Annotated in this window: 19 protein-coding genes; 11 read left to right on the top strand and 8 right to left on the bottom strand. The window is 73.8% G+C overall.

Translation table 11 applies throughout. The features are described 5' to 3' along the window. The 6 genes from ACFY8W_RS37725 to ACFY8W_RS37750 form a co-directional block, all read left to right on the top strand. Positions 1 to 887, top strand: an 887-nt coding sequence (locus ACFY8W_RS37725) for a phosphopantetheine-binding protein (protein ID WP_391115699.1), incomplete at its 5' end; no start/stop codon positions are given. A 122-nt stretch (positions 888 to 1,009) separates the two neighbouring features. Further along, entirely contained in the window at positions 1,010 to 2,545 is a 1,536-nt protein-coding gene (locus ACFY8W_RS37730) for a DHA2 family efflux MFS transporter permease subunit (protein WP_391115700.1), read from the top strand. A 173-nt stretch (positions 2,546 to 2,718) separates the two neighbouring features. Beyond that, positions 2,719 to 5,628, top strand: coding sequence for an AAA family ATPase (locus ACFY8W_RS37735; protein WP_391115701.1), 2,910 nt, complete (start codon positions 2,719 to 2,721; stop codon positions 5,626 to 5,628). Positions 5,629 to 5,764: 136 nt separating this feature from the next. Then, positions 5,765 to 6,265 carry a flavin reductase gene (locus ACFY8W_RS37740; RefSeq protein WP_391115717.1) on the top strand — a complete coding sequence of 167 codons (501 nt, stop codon included), beginning with the start codon at positions 5,765 to 5,767 and terminating at the stop codon, positions 6,263 to 6,265. Positions 6,266 to 6,305: 40 nt separating this feature from the next. Further along, positions 6,306 to 7,073, top strand: coding sequence for a BTAD domain-containing putative transcriptional regulator (locus tag ACFY8W_RS37745; RefSeq protein ID WP_391115702.1), 768 nt, complete (start codon positions 6,306 to 6,308; stop codon positions 7,071 to 7,073). A gap of 57 nt (positions 7,074 to 7,130) precedes the next feature. Further along, the gene (locus ACFY8W_RS37750; RefSeq protein ID WP_391115703.1) at positions 7,131 to 8,186 is read left to right on the top strand and encodes an MsnO8 family LLM class oxidoreductase; all 1,056 of its coding nucleotides are present in this window, start codon (positions 7,131 to 7,133) and stop codon (positions 8,184 to 8,186) included. Here the strand turns inward: ACFY8W_RS37750 and ACFY8W_RS37755 are convergent. The 7 genes from ACFY8W_RS37755 to ACFY8W_RS37785 all read right to left on the bottom strand — a co-directional run bounded on the left by ACFY8W_RS37755 (position 8,126) and on the right by ACFY8W_RS37785 (position 15,922). Continuing rightward, positions 8,126 to 9,190, bottom strand: a complete 1,065-nt coding sequence (locus tag ACFY8W_RS37755) for an MsnO8 family LLM class oxidoreductase (RefSeq protein WP_391115704.1) — start codon at positions 9,188 to 9,190, stop codon at positions 8,126 to 8,128. The genes ACFY8W_RS37750 and ACFY8W_RS37755 overlap by 61 nt on opposite strands. A 102-nt stretch (positions 9,191 to 9,292) precedes the next feature. Continuing rightward, a complete protein-coding gene (locus tag ACFY8W_RS37760) occupies positions 9,293 to 10,936 on the bottom strand; it encodes a dipeptide ABC transporter ATP-binding protein (protein ID WP_391115705.1) in 1,644 nt (547 codons plus the stop codon). Continuing rightward, complete coding sequence (locus tag ACFY8W_RS37765; RefSeq protein ID WP_391115706.1) at positions 10,926 to 11,879, bottom strand: ABC transporter permease subunit; 954 nt, start codon at positions 11,877 to 11,879, stop codon at positions 10,926 to 10,928. The genes ACFY8W_RS37760 and ACFY8W_RS37765 overlap by 11 nt, the downstream gene beginning before the upstream one ends. After that, entirely contained in the window at positions 11,876 to 12,808 is a 933-nt protein-coding gene (locus tag ACFY8W_RS37770) for an ABC transporter permease subunit (protein WP_391115707.1), read from the bottom strand. Before ACFY8W_RS37770 ends, ACFY8W_RS37765 begins: the two co-directional genes overlap by 4 nt. A 2-nt stretch (positions 12,809 to 12,810) precedes the next feature. Continuing rightward, complete coding sequence (locus ACFY8W_RS37775; protein ID WP_391115708.1) at positions 12,811 to 14,439, bottom strand: ABC transporter substrate-binding protein; 1,629 nt, start codon at positions 14,437 to 14,439, stop codon at positions 12,811 to 12,813. Further along, a complete protein-coding gene (locus ACFY8W_RS37780; protein WP_391115709.1) occupies positions 14,436 to 14,681 on the bottom strand; it encodes a 4Fe-4S domain-containing protein in 246 nt (81 codons plus the stop codon). The genes ACFY8W_RS37775 and ACFY8W_RS37780 overlap by 4 nt, the downstream gene beginning before the upstream one ends. Positions 14,682 to 14,686: 5 nt before the next feature. Then, entirely contained in the window at positions 14,687 to 15,922 is a 1,236-nt protein-coding gene (locus ACFY8W_RS37785) for a cytochrome P450 (protein WP_391115710.1), read from the bottom strand. A 165-nt stretch (positions 15,923 to 16,087) separates the two neighbouring features. Here ACFY8W_RS37785 and ACFY8W_RS37790 point away from each other — a divergent pair, with 165 nt between their 5' ends. From ACFY8W_RS37790 to ACFY8W_RS37805, 4 genes are read left to right on the top strand one after another with little or no spacing between them, the layout of a single operon-like run. Continuing rightward, positions 16,088 to 16,855: a 2-oxo acid dehydrogenase subunit E2 gene (locus ACFY8W_RS37790; RefSeq protein WP_391115711.1), complete on the top strand. Its 768-nt coding sequence runs from the start codon at positions 16,088 to 16,090 to the stop codon at positions 16,853 to 16,855. Next, complete coding sequence (locus tag ACFY8W_RS37795; protein ID WP_391115712.1) at positions 16,852 to 18,057, top strand: alpha/beta hydrolase; 1,206 nt, start codon at positions 16,852 to 16,854, stop codon at positions 18,055 to 18,057. Before ACFY8W_RS37790 ends, ACFY8W_RS37795 begins: the two co-directional genes overlap by 4 nt. Next, positions 18,054 to 18,932: a TIGR03621 family F420-dependent LLM class oxidoreductase gene (locus ACFY8W_RS37800; protein ID WP_391115713.1), complete on the top strand. Its 879-nt coding sequence runs from the start codon at positions 18,054 to 18,056 to the stop codon at positions 18,930 to 18,932. The genes ACFY8W_RS37795 and ACFY8W_RS37800 overlap by 4 nt, the downstream gene beginning before the upstream one ends. Positions 18,933 to 18,935: 3 nt before the next feature. Continuing rightward, on the top strand, positions 18,936 to 20,411 hold the full coding sequence (locus tag ACFY8W_RS37805) for an FAD-dependent monooxygenase (RefSeq protein ID WP_391115714.1): 1,476 nt from the start codon (positions 18,936 to 18,938) through the stop codon (positions 20,409 to 20,411). A gap of 225 nt (positions 20,412 to 20,636) precedes the next feature. On the opposite strand, the gene ACFY8W_RS37810 is transcribed toward ACFY8W_RS37805, so the two are convergent. Further along, positions 20,637 to 21,671, bottom strand: a complete 1,035-nt coding sequence (locus ACFY8W_RS37810; RefSeq protein WP_391115715.1) for a 3-oxoacyl-[acyl-carrier-protein] synthase III C-terminal domain-containing protein — start codon at positions 21,669 to 21,671, stop codon at positions 20,637 to 20,639. 197 nt (positions 21,672 to 21,868) lie between these two features. Between ACFY8W_RS37810 and ACFY8W_RS37815 the strand changes: the two genes are divergently transcribed. Continuing rightward, positions 21,869 to 23,136 (top strand): beta-ketoacyl synthase N-terminal-like domain-containing protein (locus ACFY8W_RS37815; protein ID WP_391115716.1); only part of this gene is annotated, 1,268 nt, incomplete at its 3' end.

Consider the following 23,136-nt stretch of genomic DNA (forward strand, 5'->3'; position numbering starts at 1 on the left):
ACGCCGCCGCCAACACCTTCCTCGACGCCCTCGCCCACCACCGCCACACCCACGGACAACCCGCCACCAGCCTCGCCTGGGGACTCTGGGACGAGCGCAGCTCGCTGACGGAGAAGCTCGGGGACGCGGACCTGGCGCGGATGGCGCGGGACGGCATCCTGCCGCTGGGCACCGAGGAGGGCCTCGCGCTCTTCGACGCGGCGCTCGAAGGCAGGCAGCCGCTGGCCGTCGGCGTCGGGCTCGATCCGGCCGCGCTGCGGTCGCGGGCCCGGGCGGGCTCGCTGCCGCCGCTGTTCGCCGAGCTGGCCGGCGAGGGCCGGGCGGTACGGAAGGCCGCGGGCGGCGCGTCGGCCGCGGCGGACGGAGGCTCCGGGGTCCGGGAGCGGCTCGCCGCCCTGGCCGGCGCCGAGCGTCTCGACCTGCTGCTCGGGCTGGTGCGCGGCCACGTGGCGACGGTGCTCGGGCACACGGACGCGGCGGGCGTGGGCACCGAGCGGCCCTTCAAGGAGCTGGGCTTCGACTCGCTGACCTCGGTGGAGCTGCGCAACCGGCTCAACGCGGAGCTGGGTCTCCGGCTGCCGAGCACGCTGGTGTTCGACCATCCGACGCCGCTGGCGCTCGGCCGGCACCTGCTGACGGCGCTCGCCCCGGCCGAGGAGGACCCGGTGGCGTCGGCGCTCGCCGAGCTCGACCGGATCGAGGCGCGGCTCGTGTCGCTGGGCGCGGGCGAGGGCGGTCGCGGCCGGCTCACCGGCCGGGTGCGCGACCTGCTGTTGCGGCTCGAGTCGGAGGGCGGCGACGCGGCGGAGGCGAACGCGGTGGAGCTGACGGAGGCGTCCGACGACGACCTCTTCGACTTCATCGACCGGGAGCTCGGCGTCAACTGAGCCGCCGACCCGGCGTCAACTGACGTCGCGCTGTTGCCGATTGCTAAACGGGGACGGTCCCTGTATGTTCTCAGCAGAACCGTGGAACGTCCCCGTTTAGTTTTCCGAGGAGATGCCGAATCATGAGTGAAGAGACCGTCACGAGCGCCGCGGGCCAGAGCCCGCCCACCGCCGAGGCGGCCGGCCGCCGCAACGGCATGGTGCTCCTCATCGTGCTCACCCTCCAGACGATGCTCATCCTCGACGTGAACGTGGTGAACATCGCCCTGCCCGACCTCAAGGTCGCGCTCGACTTCACCCCCACCGGACTCTCCTGGGTCCTCAGCTCCTACCTGCTGACCTTCGGCGGTCTGCTGCTCCTCGGCGGCCGCGCCGGAGACGTCCTCGGTCACCGCCGCGGCATGCTCGTCGGCGTCACGATCTTCACCGCGGCCTCGCTGCTCGGCGGCCTGTCCAACTCGGCCGGGATGCTGCTCGCCGCGCGCGCCCTGCAGGGCGTCGGCGCCGCCTTCGCCGCGCCCACCGTGCTCGCCCTGATCGCGACCCACTTCACCGACGACAAGGCCCGGGCCAAGGCCCTCGGCATGTACGCGGCGGTCTCCGGTTCCGGCGCGGCCATCGGCCTCATCGGCGGCGGCCTGCTGACCGACTGGCTGTCCTGGCGCTGGGTGCTCTTCATCAACGTGCCGATCGGCCTCGCACTGCTGATCGCGGCCCCGATGTTCATCCGCGAGACCGAGCGCAAGCCCGCCCGCTTCGACCTCGGCGGCGCGCTCACCTCGACCGTCGGCATGACCGCCCTGGTCTACGGCTTCATCCGGGCCGCCGAGAGCGGCTGGGGCGACGCGCTCACCCTGACCTCCTTCGCCGCCGCCGTCGTGCTGCTCGTGGTCTTCGTCTTCATCGAGATCAACGCCAAGCAGCCCATCACCCCGCTGCGGCTGTTCGCCGACCGCAACCGCGCGACCGGCTACCTCTCGCTGCTGTTCGTGATGGCGGCCGGCAACTCGATGTTCTTCTTCCTCACCCAGTTCCTCCAGGAGGTGCGCGGCTTCACCCCGATCCAGGCCGGTCTGGCCTTCGTGCCGCTCGCGCTGCTGATCCTGGCCACCTCCAGCATCGCCGCCAAGATCCTGCCCAAGGCCGGGCCGCGCGTCCTGACCGCGGTCGGCGCCGCCGCCATCAGCGTCGGCCTGGTCTGGTTCGCCCAGATCACCCCCGACGCCGAGTTCGTCTCCGCGATGCTCGGCCCCATGCTCGTCGCCGGTCTCGGCATGGGCACCCTGCTCGTCGGCGTCACCACCATCCTGATGTCCGGCGTCGCCCCCGAGGAGACCGGCGCCGCGTCCGGTCTGCTGAACGTCATGCAGCAGATCGGCGGTGCGCTGGGTCTGGCCATCATGGTGACCGTGTTCGGCGCCGCCAGCCGGAGCGCCGCCGACGAGGTGCCGGCCGGTCTCGACGCCAAGGGCACCGCGGACTTCGTCCTCACCGAGGGCGTCACCACGGCCTTCGCCTGGGGCGCCGGCTTCACCGCCCTCACCATCCTGCTCACCTTCATCATGCGTTCCGTCCCGATGGGCGGCGGCGCTGAGCAGGGCGCGGAGGGCTCGCCGGAGCAGGCGGGCAGCCCCGCGCAGCACGCCACGTCCCTGTAGTTCCCTTTCGCGACTCCACGCGCAGCCCTGGCCGGTTTTCGCCGGTCAGGGCGCGTTCGTGCGCCCACACCACGGACATCTTCCGGCCAGGCCCGTCGTAACAAAGCGCTCGTACCATCGTGGTTGAGTGATCAGGATTGCCATACGCGAGACGTCAACCCGAGGGGGAAGGGATGGTCACCGCAACCATGTCGCTGGTCGCCGAACAGAGCACGTCTTCGGTCCGGTGCAGGGAATCCTTACAACTACTGGGGGCGCTGCAGGCACTGCAGGAAGGCCGGGGCGGCATCGTCGAGCTGCTCGGGGAGCCCGGTTCGGGCAAGAGCCGACTGCTGGCCCAGCTGACCTCCGTCGCACGCGCCCGGGGCGTCACGGTGCTCGACGGACGGTGTTACCCGTCCGAACTTGACGAACCTTTGCACGTTTTCACCCGCGCAGTGCACGGCATCATGACGGCCGACCGGCTGTCCGCCCTGTCGCGCGAGCACGCCGAGCTGCTGCGGGCCGGGCTGTGCGCCCGGCTGGGCGGCCGGGGCACCGAACTGTCGCCGCTTCAGCTCTCCCAGGCGCTGCACGCACTGCTCAGCCAGGCCGCCGACCACGGCCTGCTGCTCGTCCTGGACGACTTCCACTGGGCCGACCCGCAGTCGCTCGAGCTCGCCGACCACCTGGCCCGCTGGACCTTCCAGGCCCCGGTGCTGCTGGTGGTCGCACACCGGCCGCGGCAGGCCGCACCCTCGCTGCTCAGCACCCTCGCCCAGGGCGCCGAGCAGGGCCGGGTGGACCGCATCGACCTGCCGCCGCTCGACCTGGACCAGGCCGCCCGCCTGCTCGGCGTACGGCCCGACACGGCCTGGCTCCCGTCGGCGCTCCACGAGAGCAACGGCCATCCGCTCTACCTGCTGGCCAAGGAGGAATCGGCCACGAAGGGCGCGGACCCGCGGACCCAGCTGCTCACCGGGCGCCTCGCGCCGCTTGCGGCCGAACTGGCCGAACTCGACCCCGCGGAACGGCTCGTCGCCGAGTCCGCGGCCGTGCTCGGCGACCGGTTCAGCCGGGACGAGCTGGCGGCCGTGTCCGAGCTGCCCACCGACGAGACCTGCGTCGTCGTCAACGCGCTGATCCAGCTGGACGTGCTGCGGCCGCTGCGCTGCTCCGGCACGCTCCTGGGCTTCCGGCACCCGCTGCTGCGCCGGGTCCTGCACGACCAGACCGACCGCTGCTGGCGTTCGCAGGCCCACCGCAGGGCGCTGACCGTGCTCAACCGCCGCGCCGCGTCGGCGTCCGAACGGGCGGTGCACATCGAGCTCTCGACCAGCTCGTTCACTCCCGAGGACCTGGAGACCCTGGCCAGGGCCGGCCAGGAGACCGAACAGAGCTCTCCGTACGACGCCGTGCGGTGGCTTCTGACGGCCCTGCACGGGCTGCCCGCCTCCGAGCAGCCGACCGGCAGGCTGCTCGCCCTGATCCCGCCCCTGGCGCGGGCGCTGCGGGCCTCCGACTACCTCGCCGACGACGTCTCGCTACGGGCCCTGCTGACCCGGGGATCGCCGCTGGGCCCCGACGAGGCGGGCCGGGCGGCAATCGGGCTCTGCGTGATCGTCGAATGTCTGCAGGGACGATTCAGCGAGGCGACGGACCTGGTGACGGCCGCGCTCACCGACCTCCGGGCGGCCAAGGCCGACAACGATATCCTCGCCCAGCTCACCATCTACCGGGGAATCATCTCCTCGCTGCGCGGCGACGAGGAGCTGCCCGGCATCGCGGCCCAGGCCCTGGTCCTGGCGCGGTCCGGCGGGAAGCGCACCACCCTGGCCGGGGCCATGGCGCTGCACGCCCTCGGCGAGCTCGCGGCCGGCCGGGTGGCGCAGTCACTCGCCTCGTACGACGCCGCCGTGCGCCAGATGGACGAGCTCTCGCACACCGACGTCACCTGCCACAGCGAGTACCTGGCGCTGCTCGGCTCGTGCGCCATGGCGCTCGGCCGGCCGCGCGAGGCCGAGTCGTTCTACGAGCGCGGCACCGCGGTCATCCAGGAGTGCTCCCACAACGCGATGCTGCCGGTGCTGCTGAGCGGCCTCGCCGAGGCCCAGCTGCGGCAGGGCCGGCTGGAGAGCGCCCGCAGATCCGCCGCCGAGGCCACCGAGCTCGCCGGCTACCTGGGCGCCGAGCAGCTGCGCGTGGTGGCCCTCGCCCAGGAGGCGCTGTGCGTGACCTACGCCGAGCCGCCGGGCAGCAGCCGGGCCTCCGCGCTCACCGAGCAGGCCGTGCACTCGCTGCGCCGCTCGGCCTGCCGCTGGCACGGCGTGTCCGTGCTCGCCCTGGCCGAGGCGCTGCTGATGCAGGGCAGCCCGGACCGCTGCGTCAGCCTGCTCCTGGACCTCGGCGGCCCCGAGCTGCCACGGCTCGACCCGACGCTGCGGCCCCGGGGCTTCGAACTGCTCGCCCTGGCCTCGCTCTCCGGCGGCACCGGCAGCTCCGGCGGCACCGCGATGTGGGCCGACCGCGCGAACACCGCGGCTCAGTCGCTGCGGCTGCCGCACAACCGGGCGTACGCGCTGCTCGCCCGCGGACACGTGCTCGCCGAGCAGGCCGAGTGGGACGCGGCGGTGACGCTGTACCAGGAGGCGGAGCGGGCGTTCGACGGTGCCCAGCTGCGGATGCACCGGCTGACCGCGCGCATCCGGTCGGCCCGTGCGGCGAGCAACAGCAGCCGCCCGGAGATGGCGGCGGAGCTGTGGGCCTCGGCACAGGAGCTGGCCGAGCAGTGGGACGTGCTGCTGCTCGCCCGGCTGAATCCGGACACTCCGCTGGAGAACTCGCTGGGCCGCGGCTGCCACGCGCTGCTGCCCGCACCCATCCCTCCCGTGACCGGTCTCGAGGTACTGACGGGGCGCGAGCGGGAGGTCGCGAGAGAGGCCGGAACGGGCCGGCGGACCCGGGAGATCGCCGAGGCGCTGGGGCTGAGTCCGCGCACCGTGGAGGTCCATCTGTCCCGGATCTACCGCAAATTGGAGATCGGGTCACGCGCGGAATTGGCTCGATTGATGGCCGTACGTATTTCCACGGATGTCGCTACGTGATCCTTCTGTGAGCCTGAAGGCACGGCAAGGAACGGCGCTGGAACCGACCGGCGCCGGAGCAGTTCTTCAGGGGGTAGAAGTGAGTCACGGTGGGATCGCCCATCATCACGTCTGGTCGGCTTCGGCCAGGTGTCCGGTGGCCGGCGCGGCGGAGGACGAGCCGATTACGGAGGACGCGTTCCGGGGCGTCTTCCGGACACACCCGGCCGGCGTGGCGATCATCACGGCGATGGGCGAGAGACAGCCCGTCGGCTTCACCGCGACCTCACTCGCCTCCGTCTCCTCCGCGCCTCCCCTGGTCTCGTTCGGGGTGGGCCGGAACGCCTCGTCGTGGGCGACGGTGTGCGCCGCCGAGTACCTGGCGGTGCACCTGCTCGCCCACGACCAGCGGGAACTCGCCTCGACCTTCGCGCGCAGCGGCGTCGACCGCTTCGCACCGCCCACCCGCTGGAACGCCGGCCCGCACGGCGTGCCGCTGCTCGACGGCGTTCCGGCCGCGATGGTCTGCCGCAAGGTGTACGACCTGCCCGCCGGCGATCACACCGTGGTGATCGCGCAGCCGATTCACGCGTACCAGGGCGACCCGGCCCGTCCACTCGTCTATCTCGACGGTCGCTACGGCTCAGTGTCGCGCTGAGCGCTGTCGGTCTCCGCGATCTCCGGAAGGTCAACAAGACATGCGATTCGAAATCCTCGGCAGCCTGCGCATGACGGACGCCGACAAGGCTTTCACCATCAGCGCGCCGAAGGTGGAATGCCTTCTCGCCGCCATGCTGGTACGCGCCGGGAACGTCATATCCACCGACCAGCTGTGCGCCGAAATCTGGCGCGACGATCCCCCTCGGCGGGCCACCGCCACGCTGCACGTGTACATATCCCAGCTGCGCAAAATGCTGAAGGGGGCGAACGTCGAGCAGAGCCCGATCGTCACCCGCTTCCCGGGCTACGTGCTGGAGCTCGGCGACCACACCCTGGACGCCCACGACTTCCAGCGCCTGGCCCAGCAGGGCCGGGCCGCGGCGCGGGCCGGCCGGCACGGGGAGGTCTCCGCGCTGTGCGGCCAGGCGCTGTCGCTGTGGCGCGGCACGGTCCTCGGCGAGCTGCGCGGCGGCGACATCGTGGACGAGTTCGCCACCTGGGCCGAGGAGACCCGGCTGGAGTGCGTCGAGCTGCGCACCGAGGCCGATCTGGCCCTCGGGCGGCACCGCGAGCTGGTGGGGCCGCTGTACGCGCTGGTGTCCAAGCACCCGCTCATCGAGGCGTTCCACCGTCAGCTGATGCTCGCCCTGTACCGCTCCGACCGCCGGGCCGACGCGCTCCAGGCCTTCCACACGGTGCGTTCGGCGCTCGACCGGGAGCTCGGGATCAGCCCGTGCCGCCAGCTGCACGAGCTGCACCAGGAGATTCTCCTGGACTCCGGTCCCGCACTGACGAGAGCGGCGTGAAACGGGCGGTGTCCAGGCCGTGTTGAAAAACGGGGACAGTCCCCATATTCTCGTTCCATGACCACCGAACTGGGATTCCGACTGTCCGTCCTGGACACCGCTCCGGTGTGGCAGGGGTCGACGGCGACCGCTTCTCTGCGCAACACCATCCGACTGGCCCGCGCCGTGGACCGGCTCGGCTACCACCGCTTCTGGCTGGCCGAGCACCACAACATGCCGGCCCTCTCGACCTCGTCGCCGGCGATCCTCGCCGGGCAGATCGCCGCCGCCACCACCCATCTGCGGGTGGGAGCCGGCGGCGTCATGCTGCCCAACCACCCGCCCCTCGTGGTGGCCGAGCAGTTCGGCACCCTGGCCGCCCTGCACCCCGGCCGGGTCGACCTCGGCGTCGGCCGCGCGCCCGGCACCGACCCGCTGACGGCCCGCGCCCTGCGGCGCCAGACCGGCCCGCTCGGCGGCAACGACTTCCCCGCCCAGATCCAGGAACTCCTGCGCTACTTCGCACCGCCCGCCGGCACCGCGCACGTCCTGGAACCCGGGCACGGCACCGTCTCCGCCGTGCCCGCGGCCGAGCAGTCCGTCCCCGTCTGGCTGCTCGGTTCCAGCGGCTACAGCGCACAGCTCGCGGCGGCCCTGGGACTGCCCTTCGCGTACGCGCACCACTTCTCCCCGCACGGCACGACCGCCGCGCTCGACGCGTACCGCGCCGAGTTCCGGCCCTCCGAGTACCTCGCCGAGCCGTACACCATCGTCTCCGCGTTCTGCGGCGTGGCCGAGGACGACGAGCGCGCGGCCCGGCTGAGCGACCCGCTGCGCGTGATCACCGCCCGGTCGCTGCGCGGCCAGAACCCGTACTTCCCGTCCGTGGAGGAAGCCGCCCGCTTCTCCTACACGCCGGAGGAGCGGGCGGTCGTCGACCAGCTGTACGAGCCGCAGATCTTCGGCGGACCCGAGACCGCGCGGCAGCGGATCACCGAGTTCGCCAAGGTCACCGGCGCCGACGAGCTGATGGTGCTCAGCGCGATCCAGGACCACGACGAGCGGGTCCGGTCCTACGAGCTGCTCGCCGAGGTGACCGGGCTGAGCGCCCCCGCCCCGGCCTCCGCGGCCTGAGCCACCGCCTCGGCGAGGAGCCGGAACGTCCGGACCCTGGCCTCGAGGCCGTACACCGGCGCCGACGCGAGCAGTTCGTCGGCGCCCGTGCGGGCACGGAGGTCCGCGAGACGCCGGCCCGCCGTCTCCACCCCGCCGATGATCTGCGGAGCCGCGTACTCCTCGAGGAAGCGCCGCTGGGCGCCCGTCAGCGGATACCCGGCCGCCTCCTCGGGCGTGCGGAACAGGGTCAGCGGATTGATCCGCCCCTCCACCTGGGCCACCTTGGCGGGCCCGGCCTGGTACTCGGCCTCCTCGTCGGTCCCGGCCACCACGACCTGCGCCGACACCGCGACGTACGGCCGCTCCAGCCGCTCCGAAGGACGGAACTCCGCACGGTAGCGGGCCACCGCGGCCTCCGTGCCCGCCGGGTTGAGGTGGTGGGCGTAGGCGTACGGCAGGCCGAGCCGGGCCGCCAGCGAGGCGCTGGAGGGGCTCGTGCCGAGCAGCCAGACGGGCACCGGGTGCTCCACCGTCGGACAGACCGCGACCGGCGGACGGGCACCCGGCGCGGACGGGGACAGATAGCCGATCAGCTCGGCCAGCTGCTCGCCGAAGGCACCCTCGTGCGCCGGGTCGCCGGTGCGCCGCAGCGCCCGCGCGGTGGCGGGCTCGCCGCCCGGCGCACGTCCGACGCCGAGGTCGATCCGGCCCGGGTGGAAGGCCTCCAGGGTGGCGAACTGCTCGGCCACGATGTACGGCACGTGGTTGGGCAGCATCACGCCGCCCGAGCCGATCCGCATCGTCGAGGTGACGCCGGCCAGCTGCCCGATGAGCACCGGCGGCGTGGAGGTGCCGAAGGCCGGCATGTTGTGGTGCTCGGCCAGCCAGTAGCGGTGGTAGCCGAGCCGCTCCACCTCCGGTGCGAGCTCCAGGAGCTCCCGCAGCGCCTGGGCGGCCGGAACCCCGTTGAAGACGGGCACCGTGTCGAGCACGGACAGACGGAAGGGGGCGGTGTCGTTCATGGGCGACTCACGATCGTCGGACACGGCCGGAACCCGACGGCCCGGCCAGGGTGGTTGGGGAAACGGCGGACCGCGGCACGGCGCCGCCGGCCCGCCGGGGCGTCACACCGGGCTCCCGGCGTCCTGCCGGTCCGGCACGGCGACGGGTGTCACCGCGCCGAGGAGCTCCCGGGTCCAGGGGTGTTCCGGGCGGGTGAAGACCCGCTCGGCCGGGCCGGTCTCGACGACGCGTCCCGCCCGCATCACCGCGACCCGGTCGCTGACCTGACGCACGACGCCGAGGTCGTGCGAGATGAACAGCAGGGCCACGCTCAGCCGTTCACGGACCCGCTCGAACACGTCGAGCACCTGCGCCTGCACGGAGACGTCGAGCGCGGAGACCGGCTCGTCGCAGACCAGCACGTCCGGCTCCGGCGCGAGTGCGCGGGCGATGGCCACCCGCTGCCGCTGGCCGCCGGACAGCCCGCGCGGACCGCGGTCGAGCAGCTCGGGCCCCAGACCGACCAGGCCCAGGAGTTCGGTGATCCGCTCCCGGTGGCGGCGCGCGGCCCGCCGGCCGCCCGCGCCGAGCGCCTCGGCCACGATCCGCTCCACCGTCCAGCGCGGGTCGAAGGAGGACAACGGGTCCTGCTGCACCAGTTGGATCCGGCCGCGCAGGGCGGCCCGCGAGCGTTCGCCCGCACCGGACCACGGCCGGCCGAGCAGGGTCACCGTGCCGGCGTCCGGCTCGGTGAGCCCGAGCACGATCCGGGCCAGCGTGGACTTTCCGGAGCCGGACTCGCCGAGGACGCCGAGCGTCTCGCCCGCGTGCAGCACGCAGGACACGTCGTCGAGCGCGGTCATGCCGCCCCCGGGCCCGCCGTAACGCTTCACCAGACCCTCGGCGCGCAGCACCTCCGTACCGGCGCCGCCGCGTCCGGTGCTCCGCCGGCGAGCGGCGCGAGCGTCCGGGACCGCGTCGAGGAGACGGCGGGTGTACGGATGGGCGGGCGCGGCGAGGACCTTCGCGGCGGGTCCGCTCTCCACGATCCGGCCGCCCCGCATCACCGCGATCCGGTCGGCGAGCCGGGCGACCGCCGCCAGGTCGTGGCTGATCAGCAGCACCGCGGTGCCCGCGTCCCGGCGGGCGGCGAGCAGATCGAGGATCTGCGCCTGCACGGTCGTGTCGAGCGCGGTGGTCGGCTCGTCGGCGATCAGGACGCGCGGTCCCGCGGCGAGCGCGGAGGCGATCAGCGCCCGCTGCCGCTGCCCGCCCGAGAGCTGGTGCGGGAACTGCCGGGCCCGCCGCTCGGGTTCGGGCACGGCGACCTGGCGCAGCAGCTCGACGGCCCGGGCCGGCCGGTCGCGGCGGGTGCCGATGCCGTGGTTGGCGAGCGGCTCCTCGATCTCGGCGCCGACCCGGCGCAGCGGGTCGAGGGAGACCAGTGCGTCCTGGAGCACCAGACCGATCTCGGCGCCGCGCAGCCGGCGCCACGCGCGTTCGTCGAGGGCGGTCAGGTCCCGGCCGTCGAAGTCGAGGGTGCGGGCGGTCACGGTGGCGCCGGGCCCCGTGAGTCCGGCGAGGGTGCGGCCGGTGAGCGTCTTGCCCGAGCCCGACTCGCCGACCAGGGCCAGGCACTCGCCGGCCCGCAGGGTGAGGTCCACGCCGTGCACGACCTCGGTGCGGTCGCTGCCGCGGCCGAAGGAGATCCGCAGGTCCTCCACGGTGACCAGGGCCCGCTCCACGCGGGTGGTGTCAGTGTCCACGGCCGTCCCTCCGGTCGAAGCGGCGCTGCAGGGCCCGGCCGACGACCGTCACGGAGACGACGGTGAGGGTGATGGCCAGGCCGGGGAAGACGGCCGCCGCCCACGCGGTGTCCAGGTGGTCGCGGCCCTCGGCGAGCATCGCGCCCCATTCGGGCGAGGGCGGCTGCGGCCCGAGGCCGAGGAAGCTGAGGGTGGACCCGGCGATGACGGCGCTGCCCACGTTGACCGTGGCCAGGACGAGCAGCGGCGGCAGGGCGTTCGGCAGCAGGTGCCGGAACAGCACCGACGCCCGGCCGCGGCCCATCACCAGGGCCGCCTGCACGTAGTCGCTGTCGCGGATGGCGAGCGCCTGGCCGCGGGCGAGCCGGACGAAGCCGGGCAGCAGCGAGGCACCGATGGCCAGGGTGGCGTTGCCGGTGCCGGGGCCGAGGACGGCGACGACCACCAGCGACAGCATCAGCCCCGGGAAGGCCATCAGGATGTCGGTGGCGCGCATCAGGACCTGGTCGACGGCCCGGCCCGCGGTCGCGGCGAACACGCCGAGCAGCGAGCCCGCCACGACCGCGAGGGCGGTCGCGCCGAAGCCGATGACCAGCGAGGTGCGGGCCCCGTGCACGATCCGGCTGAACACGTCGCGCCCCAGCTGGTCGGTGCCCAGCCAGTGCCCGGGCCCGGGTCCCGCGAGCGCGTCCACCGGGTCGATGAGGTCCGGCCGGCGGGGCGCGAGCAGTTCCGGCGCCACGGCGGCGACGGCGACGGCGAGGAGCACCACCGCGGCGAGGGCCACACCCGGCCGGAACCTGCGCGGGGCGCGGCCCGGGAGCGCGGGAGCGGCGTCGCCCGGGGCGTCGGCGCTCGTCCCGTCGGCGCCGGCCGCGGCGCCGGGCCCGGAGGCCGGGGCGGACGCGGAGGCCGAGGGCGAGGCCGAGGCGGACGCGGTCATCCGATGCTCCTCTCGTCGATGCGCGGGTCCACGAGCCGGTAGAGCACGTCCACCGCGAGGTTGATCAGGGCGAAGGCGACGGCGGAGACCAGCACCACGCCCGTCACCACCGGCAGGTCGCGGCCGGCCACTGCGGCGGCCGTGACCTGGCCCAGGCCCTGGCGGCTGAAGACGGTCTCCACCACGACCGCGCCGCCGAACAGCGCGCCCACCGCCCAGCCGGAGAGGGTGATCAGCGGGATCAGCCCGTGCCGCAGCGCGTGCCGGAGCCGGATCACGGTCTCGCCGCCGCCCCGGGCGCGCGCGGTGAGCACGAAGGGCTGTTCCAGGGCCCGTTCCAGCTCCTCCCGCAGCACCTGGGTGAAGGCGCCCACCAGACCGGCGGCGAGGGTGACCGCCGGGAGCACCAGGGCGGCGGCGCCGCTGCCGCCCATCGCCGGGAACCAGCGGAGCCGGAAGGACAGCAGCGCCAGCAGGAGCAGGCCGGTCCAGAAGGCCGGGGTGGAGGCGGCGACGAGTTCGAGGGAGGAGGCGATCCGCCGGACCCTCGGCCGGTGGGCGGTGAGCACGGCCAGGGTCACCGAGACGAGCAGCGCGAGCAGCAGGGCCGCGACGGCGAGCTGGACGGTGGGCCACAGCTGCCCGCCGATCACCTCGCCGACCGGCTGCGACAGCTGGAAGGACTCGCCGAGGTCGCCGGTGACCAGCCCGCGCATGAACCGCCCGTACTGCACGGCGAGCGGCTCGTCGAGGGCCAGGTCGTGCCGTACCTGCGCCACGAGTTCGGGCGTGGGGTTGGTGGAGCCGAGCACGCTGCGCACCGGGTCGCCGGGGAGCAGCCGGAAGGCGAAGAAGACGGCGTTGGCGGCGCCGAACACGACCAGGGCGGCCAGCAGCAGCCGGCGCGCGAACCAGCGCAGGGGCAGCACCGTCAGTCCTCCAGCCGGGCGTCGTGGAAGCGGGGGTACGCCTGGACGTCGAAGGTCACGCCGCGCACCCGGTCGGCGACCCCGAGCAGGGTGGCGGGGGCGTACACGGGCAGGGCGTAGACCTGGTCGTTCACGCGCGTCTGGGCCTTCGCGTACAGGGCCGCGCGGCGGGCCGGGTCGCGGGTGGCGGAGGCCTCGCGGAGCCAGCGGTCGAGCTGCGGGTCGGCGACTCCGAAGGCGTTGACGCCACCCTTGTCCCCGGTCTGCGCGGAGTCGAAGAAGGTCCGCAGGATGTCGGGTTCGGCGCGGTTCCAGCTGAAGGCGAGGACGTCGGCGTCGCGGCCGACCGCCTTCTGGAGGTAGGCGCCGGGTTCGAGGGCGGTGAACCGGAGCTCGATGCCGGCCCGCTTGGCCTCGGCCTGGATGCCCTGGCCGAGCAGCGCCCGCTGGTCGCGCATCAGGCTGTTCATGTAGGGCCAGTGCACGGTGAGCCGGACGCCGTCGCGGGTGCGGTAGCCCTGCTCGTCGCGCCCGGTCCACCCGGCCGCGTCGAGGAGCCGGGCCGCCTCCTCGGGGTCGTACGGCCAACTGCCCTCGGCCGCCCGGGCGTAGCCGCTGGTGGCGGGTGTCAGGGGGCTCCAGGAGCGCTCGTACGCGCCCGAGTACAGCGCCTTCACCAGCGCGTCGAAGCGCACGGAGCGCTGCAGGGCGCGGCGCACCCGCGGGTCGTCGAGCGGCGCCCGGTTGACGTTGAGCATGAGCGTGTACGGCGCGCCGGGCTGGGTGGCCCGCATCAGCCGGAAGCCGTCGGCGTGCCGGAGCCTGCCGACGTGGCTGGGCGGCACGGCGGAGGCCAGGTCGACCTGGCCCGAGCCGAGGGCGCCGAAGCGCGAGGCGGCCTCCGGGATGAACTCGACGGTGACGCCGGCGACGTGCGCCGGTCCCCGGTTGGCGGCGTCCGGCGGGCCCCACGCGTAGCGCGGGTTGCGGTCCAGCTCGATCCGCCGGTTGCGGGTCCAGCCGGCGAACACGAACGGGCCGCTGCCGACGGGCTTCAGGCACGTCCGGCCGCGGTTCGCGCGCAGTGCGGCGGGCGACTGGATGCCGAACGTGGCCGTGGACAGCACCTGGAGGAACGGCGTGTACGGGCGGGAGAGCCGGATCCGTACGGTGCGGGCGTCGACGACGGTCGCGCCCTCGTACATGGAGATGAGCCCGGCCGCGTACTGCGACTTGGTCTCGGGTGCGACGGTGTGGTCGAGGGTGGCCTTGACGGCGGTCGCGTCGAAGGCGGTGCCGTCGTGGAAGCGGACGCCGTCGCGCAGGTGGAAGGTGTACGCCCGCCCGTCGTCGGAGACCTGCCAGGACGTGGCGAGCCAGGGCCGGACGCGGCCCCGGGCGTCCATGGCGACCAGCGAGTCGAAGACGCCGCGGCCCAGGGCCGCCGTCACGTCGTACGGGCTGATCTGCGGGTCCAGGCAGTCGGGCTGGGTGTCGACGGCGTACACGATCCGGCCGTCCCGCCCGTCCGCCCGGCCGGTCCCGGCGCCGCACCCGGTCGCGACGCAGGCCAGGGCCAGCGCCGCCACCAGGGCCCGGCGGACGACGGTGCGGTGCGTACGGGTCCTCATGCGCCCGGCTGCCCCTCGGCGTCGTCGGTGCCGGAGGCGTCGTCGGTGCCGGAGGCCACCCGGAGGGCGGCGGCCGGGCACAGGTGCTCGGCCTCCTTGGCGAGCTTCGCGTCGGCCTCGGTCGCGACGGAGTCGGTCAGCAGGACGACGATGCCGTCCTCGTCCTGGTCGAAGAGGTCGGGCGCGGTCAGGACGCACTGGCCCGCGCCGATGCAGCGGCCGGAGTCGGCGGTGATGCGCACCGGCCTCACCACGCCACGGGGAGTTCGTAGATGCCCTGCACACCGCTCTGCGCGGGCTTGATCTCCACCTCTTCGGCGGGAACGGCGAGCCGCAGCCCCGGGATGCGGGAGAAGAGCAGGGTGAGCGCGCTCTGCATCTGGGCGCGGGCCAGGTTCTGGCCGATGCACTGGTGCACGCCGTAGCCGAAGGCGAGGTGGTGCCGGGCGCCGCGGCCGAGGTCCAGCACGTCGGGGTCCTCGAAGGCCTCCGGGTCGCGGTTGATCTCGGCGGCGGACAGCATGACGCTGTCGCCGGCCTTGATGCGGGCGTCGCCGATGGTGATGTCCTCGGCGGCGATCCGCATCGACACGTCCCCGATGGAGAGGTAGCGCAGCAGCTCCTCGACGGCCAGGCCGGCGCCGTCCGGGTCGGCCCGGAAGGCCGCCAGCTGGCTCGGGTTCTGCAGCAGCGTGAACGTGCTCAGCGTGATCATGCTGGCGGTGGTCTCGTGACCGGCCATCAGCAGGATGATGCCGAGCTGGATCACCTCGTCGCGGGACAGCGAACCCTCGGCGAGGTCCTTGTGCACCAGGGTGTCCAGCAGGCCCTCGCCCGGCTCGGACTCCTTCGCCTTGCGGTCCACCAGGGAGGTCAGGTAGTCCCGCAGGTTCATCAGCGCCCCGGTCGCGTCCTCCTCGGACACCTGGGACGAGACGAGCTTGGCCGACTGCTCCTCGAAGTAGGCGTGGTCCTCGTAGGGCACGCCGAGGATCCCGCAGATGGTGTGGGAGGACAGCGGCAGCGCGAGGCCGCGCAGGATCTCCGCGGGCGGGCCCTGTTCGAGGAGGGCGTCGACCAGTTCACCGGCGCGCCGGTGGATCGACTCGCCGAGCTCGCGGGTGCGGCGCACCGAGAAGGAGGGGATGACCCGGCGGCGGTACGCGGAGTGTTCCGGCTGGTCCATCCCGATGAGCATCGTCGCCTTCTGGATGGCCTTGCGGCGCGGGCTCGGCGACGGGAAGTCCGGCCGTCCCCAGTCGGAGGACAGCCGCGGGTCGATGAGCAGCTCACGGGCGGCGGCATGGCCGAGAACCACCCAGGTGGGGCGGCCGTCGTACAGCCGGGCGCGCACCACGGGCCCCTCGGACAGCCGCAGGTCGCGGTAGCCGGACGGCGGCTGGTACGGGCAGGTGCGCGGCTGCGGGAAGTCGGGCAACGGCGCGTTTCCGGTGGTGAGGCCCACGGCGCTGGGGCGTGACATGCGCGATCTCCTGCGAGCGGCGACATTCGGGCTGGAGGGCAAGACTGGAACGGGTGTCTTGCGCGGCTCTAAAGGACGGCTGTGGGTGGCGCCCGCGGAAGCGGCCGGAAGTCGGGTTTAGGCCGCGCTAAAGGGTGCTTTAGCCGGGCTGCGGAGATTGGCGGGATGCAGATCGCAGCCATCGCCCGGGAGCGGCGACACACGCTCTTCTTCCTCGACGAGATACGGCCCTTCGCGCCGGTCCACCTCGACACGGAGGTGGACATGTCCGGGGTGCTCGCGCACCGCGAGGCCCACCGCGGCGACAGCCGGCTGTCCGTGGTCACGTACGTGCTCCACTCCGCGGCCCGGGTGATCGCCGCCCACCCGGAGGCCAACGCCGCGATCCGCGGCCGGCTGCGCCCCAAGGTCGCCCGCTACGGCGAGGTCTCCGGGAAGGTCGCGCTCGACAAGCGGGTCGGCGGCCGGCGGGTCGTGGTCTCCACGGTCCTGCCGGACCTGGACCGGACCGACCTGAAGGGCATCCAGCACGAGCTGGAGCGCTTCCGGGACGGCGACCCGGAGACCATGCCGGAGTTCGCCTCGATGCTGCTGCTGCACCGGCTGCCGTCGCTGCTCGCGCGCGCCGCGTACCGTCGCGCGGTGCGCCCGCTCCTCGCCCACCCGCGCTTCTTCGGCACCTTCTCGGTGTCGTCCCTGGGCCACCGGGCGGTCGACGGCTTCCACTCGGTGGGCGGCACGACGCTCACCTTCGGCGTGGGCCGGATCGCGCAGCGCCCCGTGGTGCGGGACGGCGAGGTGACGAGCGCGCCCGTGATGCGGCTGAACCTCACCTTCGACCACCGGGTGATCGACGGCGCGGAGGCGGCGGACATCCTGACCGAGGTCAAGGAGTCGCTGGAGGGCTTCTCGGCCGAGGAGGCGCTGCGATGAACGACGTCACGGAGCTGAAGCAGTTCGTGGAGGTGCACGGCCGCATCCTCGGCATCCCGGGCGGGCGGCTGGCGCAGGTCCTCGGGCGGATCCGGCACGACGAGGACGGCGAGCCCGGCTCCTGGGCCCGGGAGTGGACCGAGGCCGGCGTCGAACTGGAGCGGCAGGGACGGGAGGTGGAGGCCGGACGGCACTTCAACATCGCCCGCTTCCCCTACGTGGACGGCCCGGCGCGCGCCGACGCGCAGGCGCGGACCGTCGCCTCCTTCGACCGCTGGCGGCTCGGCGACACCTCCGGCATCCAGCGGGTCGACCTCGACCTCTCCGGCGGCCGGGTGCGCTGCTGGGCCGCCGGGCTCGCCCCGCGCGGCGGCGAACGCGCACCCGTGCTGCTGCTCAGCGGCGGCATCGTCAGCGTGAAGGAGCAGTTCGGTCCGATCCTCGCCAAGGCGGGACGGCTGGGCCTGGCCGTCGTCGCCGTCGAGATGCCGGGCGTCGGCGAGAACGAGCAGCGTTACGGGGCGGACAGCCACCGCATGGTCCCGGACATCCTCGACGCCCTCGCGGACCGCGCGGACACCGACCGGACCGTCGCCGTGATGATGAGCTTCAGCGGCCACATGGCGCTGCGGGCGGCCCTCCACGACAAGCGGATCCAGGGCGTGGTGACGGCCGGCGCGCCGATCGGCGACTTCTTCACGGACGCCGACTGGCGGCCCCGGGTGCCCCGGGTCACCGTCGACACCCTGGCCCACCTCACCGGCCACACCCCGGACACCGTGCTGCCCCGGCTCACGGACCTGGCCCTGACGCCGGACGAACTCTCGTCGCTCCAGGTGCCCGTGGCGTACACGGTGAGCGCGCGCGACGAGATCATCCCGCCCGGCGACCGGCTGCTGCTCGAGAACCACGTGCGCGAACTGCGGCTGCTCGTCCACGACGACGTGCACGGCTCGCCGTCCCACGTCGCCGAGTCCCGGCTGTGGAGCCTGCGCTCCGCCCTGGACGCCCTCGGCGGTTACGGGCCCCAGCGCCGGTTCCTCGGCCTCGCCCTGGCCGCGATCCGGGCCCGCGGACGACTGGCCGGCGCCCTCGGGCGCACGACGGACACGACAGGCACGGCAGGCACGGCAGGCACGACAGGCACGACAGCCACGACAGCCACGACAGCCACGACAGCCACGACAGGAGGCGACGCATGAGCAGCGGACCTGGGACGGAGTTCCGCTTCGGGGTGAACGAGATCTCCCCCGAGGCCGACTGGCCCGAACGCGCGCGGGAGGCCGAACGGCTCGGTTACGACGTCCTCGGGACCACCGACCACCTCGGCCTGTCCGCGCCGTTCCCCTCGCTGGTGGCCGCGGCCGCGGTCACCACCCGGCTCGAGGTCGCCACCTACCTCACCAACGCGTCCCTGTGGGACGACGAGGTACTGGCCCGGGAGATCGCCGGCACCGACCGGCTCACCGGCGGGCGGCTCAGCGTGGGCCTGCACGCGGGCTGGACCGGCAGCGCCGCGACGGCCGCGCTCACCCCTCAGGACAAGCGCGACCGGCTCGCCGAGACCGTGGACGTCCTCGACCGGCTGCTGACCGACCCCGGCCACCTGCCCCGCCCGGTCAGCACCCCCCGGCCGCGACTGATGATCGGCGTCGGCGAACCGGAAGACCTCGACCTCGCCGCGAGCCGGGCCGACACGGTCGTCTTCATCGGCGCCTCGCTGCCCCCGGGCGGCGATCTGGTGCTCCTCGGCCCCGACGAGTTCGCCGCCCAGGTGAACACCGTGCGGCAGCGCGCCGCCGAACTCGGCCGCTCCCCCGAACTGAACGTGGGGGTCAAGAAGGTCATCGTCACCGACGACCGCAAGGCCGCCGCCGAGGCACTGCGCCCCGCCTTCGCACCCCACCTGACGGCCAATCAGCTCCTCGACCTGCCGACCCTGTTCATCGGCACCCACGAGGAGATCGCCGAGCAGGTCCGGAGCGGATACGACCGGTACGGCCTCACGTCGTACATGGTCCTCTCCGCCCACCTGTACGACTTCGCGCCCGTGATCCCGCTCCTGCGGAAAGGATGACCCGTGACCGACCCCGTGATCGTCGTGGGCGCCGGCCCCACCGGTCTGATGCTCGCCTGCGAGCTCGGCCTGGCCGGCGCGCCCGTCGTCGTCCTCGACAGACGCGACGCGCCCGACCCGCACGCCCCCGGCCAGGCCGTCAACGCGGGCGTCATCGCGCTCCTCGAACAGCGGGGCCTGGCGGACGCGCTGCGCGCGTCCGGACTCCCGCTGCCCGGCGCGCACTTCTCCCTGCTGTGGCTGCACCCCGAACTGCTCGCCGCCGACCGGCCCGAGGTGAGCACCGGCCTCCTCGTGCCCCAGCCCCGGCTGACCGAGGTCCTGGAGCAGCGGGCCCGCGAACTCGGCGTGGACATCCGCCGCGGCCACGAGGTGACGGAACTCCGCCAGTCCACCGGACACGTGACGCTGAAACTCCGCACCTCCGCGGGCGACTCCACGCTGCGCGGCTCGTACGTGGTCGCGGCCGACGGCGCCGGAAGCACCGTGCGCCGCCTCGCCGGCATCGAGTTCCCGGGCAGCGGCTGGACCGTGTCGGGCATCGTCGGCGACGTCACGGCCGACTTCTCCGAGCTCGCCGTCCACCACCTGGGCGCCCACTACCTGCCCGCCGGCGGGGTGTACTCCGGCGCGCCCGCCGGTCCCGGTGTGCTGCGGGTGATCACCACCGTGTTCGGCGCCACGCCTCCCACCTCCACGGGCCCCGTCGCCGCGGAGGAGCTCCAGGGCGAGGTCGAGCACCTCACCGGGCAGCCGCTGCCGGCCCGCGAAGTGCTGTGGGCCAACCGGTTCACCAGCCACAGCGGCAACGCCGAACGCTACCGGTCCGGCCGGGTGTTCCTCGCCGGCGACGCGGCGCACTCCTTCTACCCCCTGGGCGGGCTGCGCCTGAGCAGCTGCCTGCAGGACGCCGTCAACCTCGGCTGGAAGCTGGCCGCGGACCTGGCCGGCTGGGCGCCGCCCGGCCTGCTCGACACGTACCACGCCGAGCGTCACCCGGAGGGCGAGCGGGCCCGGCTCGCGCTCGACGCCCAGCTGGCCCTGATGCACCCGGCGGCCCGCACCGCCGGGGCCCGCTCGCTCGTCGCGGACCTCGCCCGCTTCGACGACGTCAACCGGTACCTGGTGGAGCTCGTGACGGGCGTCGACCTGCGCTACCGCCTGGGCACCGACGGCACCCCCGGCTCCGCGACCCCCGACCCGGCGCTCGGCGGCCGGATCCCCGGCGCCGCGCCGCTGCTCCACGACGGCCGCGGCCTGCTGCTCGTCGGCGGGGACGGTGAGGACGGTCAGGGCGGGACAGCCGGAGCCCACGCCCGTACGGCGGCGGCATGGGCCGACCGCGTGGGCGTCGCCCCGGCCCCCGCGGCCGACGCGACCGGCTCCGTACTGCTGCGCCCGGACGGGCACGTCGTGTGGGCGGAGGGCTCGGGCTCGCTGGAGACGGCCCTGAAGAACTGGTTCGGCGCGCCGCGCTGAGCGGGTGAGGACACGGAAGAAGCGCCCGCGGTCACCGCGGGCGCTTCTCGTGTACGGGGTGGACGACTGTACGGGGTGGACGACTGTCCGGGGTGGACGACTGTCCGGGGTGGGTGGCTGTACGGGTGGACGGCCGTCCGGGGCGGGTGGCTGTACGGGTGGACGGCCGTCCGGGGCGGGTGGCTCTACGGGGCGAGTGGCCGGTCAGGCCACGGACGCGGCCGGTCAGGCCAGTTCGAGGGCGAAGCCCGCCTTCAGCCACTTGCTGGACTCGACGGAGATCCCGAGGACCCGGTCGCCCGGCGCCAGCTGCGGCAGGACCTCCTCCAGCTGGAAGAACGGCATCGCGTTGCCCGTGTTGGCGATGGTGTCGACGCGGGTGATCTCCTCCGCGAGCGGCATGTCCAGGCCCTCGACGATCCGCCGCGTCATGCGCCCCGACAGCTGGGGCGGCAGCAGGTAGTCCACGTCCGTCACCGCCCAGCCCAGATCGCCGAGCAGTTCCTCGGCGATCTCCCGGGACATCACCGGGACGGACTCCTCGATCGCCTTGTAGTCCTCCTTGATGTGCGCGCGGTCCGCGTCGGCCCGGTCGAGAGCGCCGGTCCACTCCACGATCTGGCCCGGCTCGCGGCCCCGCCCGGTCAGCCGGTTGAGGACCCGGCGGATCACCGGCGCGCCCGCGGTCGGCTCCGCGGTCAGCACGGCCGCGCCGGCGCCGTCGCCGAACAGCACGAAGTTGACCAGCTCGCCCGAGTCGAGCTTCGCGAGGTCGACGCCCGGGTCGTAGTGCCGGGAGCAGAGCTCACCGCCGATCACCAGCGCCGTGCGGTGCCCGCCGGCCCGCAGCATCTGGCTGCCGACGTCGAGGGCCTGGAAGGCGCCCGCGCAGCCCGACTGCAGCTGGTAGGTGGGCACGCCGTCGATCCCGAGCCGGTCCGCGACGATGTTGACGGTCGCGGGCATCAGCTGGTCGGGCGTGGCGGTGCCGAGGACGACCAGGTCGATGTCGCCGGGTCCGAGACCGGCGTCCGCCAGGGCCCGGGCACCGGCCTCGGTGGCCAGATCGGCGAGCGTGGACCGCAGCCTGCCGGTCCCCAGGTCCACCGACAGATGCCGGGCCCGGGTCCCGACGAAGGCGTCGACCCACTCCTCCCAGATCGGGTCCATGCCGAAGTGCCGGGCCAGGTCCGCGTTCTCCAGGGGGTCACCGGGCAGGGCGGTGCCCACGGACAGGATGTGGATTTCCGAGGCTTCCATCCCGCCACTTTCGGCCGCCCGGCTGACGCCCCGCTGACGGCTGTCTAAAGAGCCCCTTAGGCGCCGCACGGGACGTCCGCACCGGTCAGGGGGTGACCGCGGCGGCCCGGCGACGGCTTTAGGTCACGCTAAGCAGCCCGCAAGCCGCGTCGGCGACGTTGCCCGGAAGACCGGCCGGCATTGTGAGGGATGGGTTCATGGCCACCAACGAAGCGAAACTCCGGGACTACCTCAAGCGGGTGACGACCGACCTGCAGCAGACCCGGCAGAGGCTGACCGACGTCGAGGCCGCGGCGCACGAGCCGATCGCGATCGTCGGCATCGGCTGCCGCTTCCCGGCCGACGTGCGCAGCCCCGAGGACCTCTGGCGGCTGCTCGCCGCCGGCGGCGACGCCATCACCGACTTCCCCGAGGGCCGCGGCTGGGACCTGGACCGGCTGCACGCGCCGGACCCGGAGTCCGACGCCCAGGCCACCACGTACGTGGCCAAGGGCGGCTTCCTGCACGACGCGGGCCTGTTCGACGCCGGCTTCTTCGGCATCAGCCCGCGCGAGGCCGAGGCGATGGAGCCGCAGCAGCGGGTGCTCCTGGAGACCGCCTGGGAGGCCCTGGAGCGCTCCGGGATCTCCCCGGACAGTCTGCGCGGCAGCGACACCGGCGTGTTCGTCGGCGCCATCGCCCAGGACTACGCGCGCCCCGAGGAGATCCGCCCCGAGCTCGAGGGCTACCTCGTCACCAACACGACGAGCGTGGCCTCCGGCCGGATCGCCTACACCCTGGGCCTCGAAGGCCCCGCGCTCACCATCGACACCGCCTGCTCGGCCTCGCTGGTCGCGCTGCACCTGGCCACCCAGTCGCTGCGGCAGGGCGAGTGCTCGCTCGCGCTGGCCGGCGGCGCGACGGTCATGGCGTCCCCGGTGCTGCTCACCGAGTTCAGCCGGCAGCGCGGGCTCGCGTCCGACGGCCGCTGCAAGGCCTTCGCCTCCGGCGCGGACGGCACCGGCTTCAGCGAGGGTTCCGCGCTGCTCGTCCTGGAGCGCCTCTCGGACGCCCGCCGCAACGGCCACCCGGTCCTCGCGGTGATCCGCGGTACGGCCGCGAACCAGGACGGCGCGAGCAACGGTCTCACCGCGCCCAACGGCCTCGCGCAGGAGGCCGTGATCCGTCAGGCCCTCGCCAACGGCCGTCTGACGGCCGACCAGGTGGACGCGGTCGAGGCCCACGGCACCGGCACGACCCTCGGCGACCCGATCGAGGCGCAGGCCCTCATCAACACGTACGGGCAGGGCCGGGGCGGCGACGAGCCGGTGTGGCTGGGCTCGATCAAGTCGAACATCGGCCACACGCAGGCCGCGGCGGGCGTGGCCGGTGTCATCAAGATGGTCATGGCGATGCGGAACGGGGTGCTGCCCCGGACCCTGCACGTCGACGAGCCGACCGACCACGTCGACTGGTCGGACGGCAC

Source organism: Streptomyces sp. NPDC012637, assembly GCF_042954805.1.
GTDB lineage: Bacteria > Actinomycetota > Actinomycetes > Streptomycetales > Streptomycetaceae > Streptomyces.

Bases quoted from the DNA above. Each gene is read 5' to 3' on its own strand.
- ACFY8W_RS37730 (WP_391115700.1), top strand. From the start codon at position 1,010: ATGAGTGAAGAGACCGTCACGAGCGCCGCGGGCCAGAGCCCGCCCACC.
- ACFY8W_RS37735 (WP_391115701.1), top strand. From the start codon at position 2,719: ATGGTCACCGCAACCATGTCGCTGGTCGCCGAACAGAGCACGTCTTCG.
- ACFY8W_RS37745 (WP_391115702.1), top strand. From the start codon at position 6,306: ATGCGATTCGAAATCCTCGGCAGCCTGCGCATGACGGACGCCGACAAG.
- ACFY8W_RS37750 (WP_391115703.1), top strand. From the start codon at position 7,131: ATGACCACCGAACTGGGATTCCGACTGTCCGTCCTGGACACCGCTCCG.
- ACFY8W_RS37755 (WP_391115704.1), bottom strand. From the start codon at position 9,190: ATGAACGACACCGCCCCCTTCCGTCTGTCCGTGCTCGACACGGTGCCC.
- ACFY8W_RS37765 (WP_391115706.1), bottom strand. From the start codon at position 11,879: ATGACCGCGTCCGCCTCGGCCTCGCCCTCGGCCTCCGCGTCCGCCCCG.
- ACFY8W_RS37775 (WP_391115708.1), bottom strand. From the start codon at position 14,439: ATGAGGACCCGTACGCACCGCACCGTCGTCCGCCGGGCCCTGGTGGCG.
- ACFY8W_RS37785 (WP_391115710.1), bottom strand. From the start codon at position 15,922: ATGTCACGCCCCAGCGCCGTGGGCCTCACCACCGGAAACGCGCCGTTG.
- ACFY8W_RS37790 (WP_391115711.1), top strand. From the start codon at position 16,088: ATGCAGATCGCAGCCATCGCCCGGGAGCGGCGACACACGCTCTTCTTC.
- ACFY8W_RS37795 (WP_391115712.1), top strand. From the start codon at position 16,852: ATGAACGACGTCACGGAGCTGAAGCAGTTCGTGGAGGTGCACGGCCGC.
- ACFY8W_RS37800 (WP_391115713.1), top strand. From the start codon at position 18,054: ATGAGCAGCGGACCTGGGACGGAGTTCCGCTTCGGGGTGAACGAGATC.
- ACFY8W_RS37810 (WP_391115715.1), bottom strand. From the start codon at position 21,671: ATGGAAGCCTCGGAAATCCACATCCTGTCCGTGGGCACCGCCCTGCCC.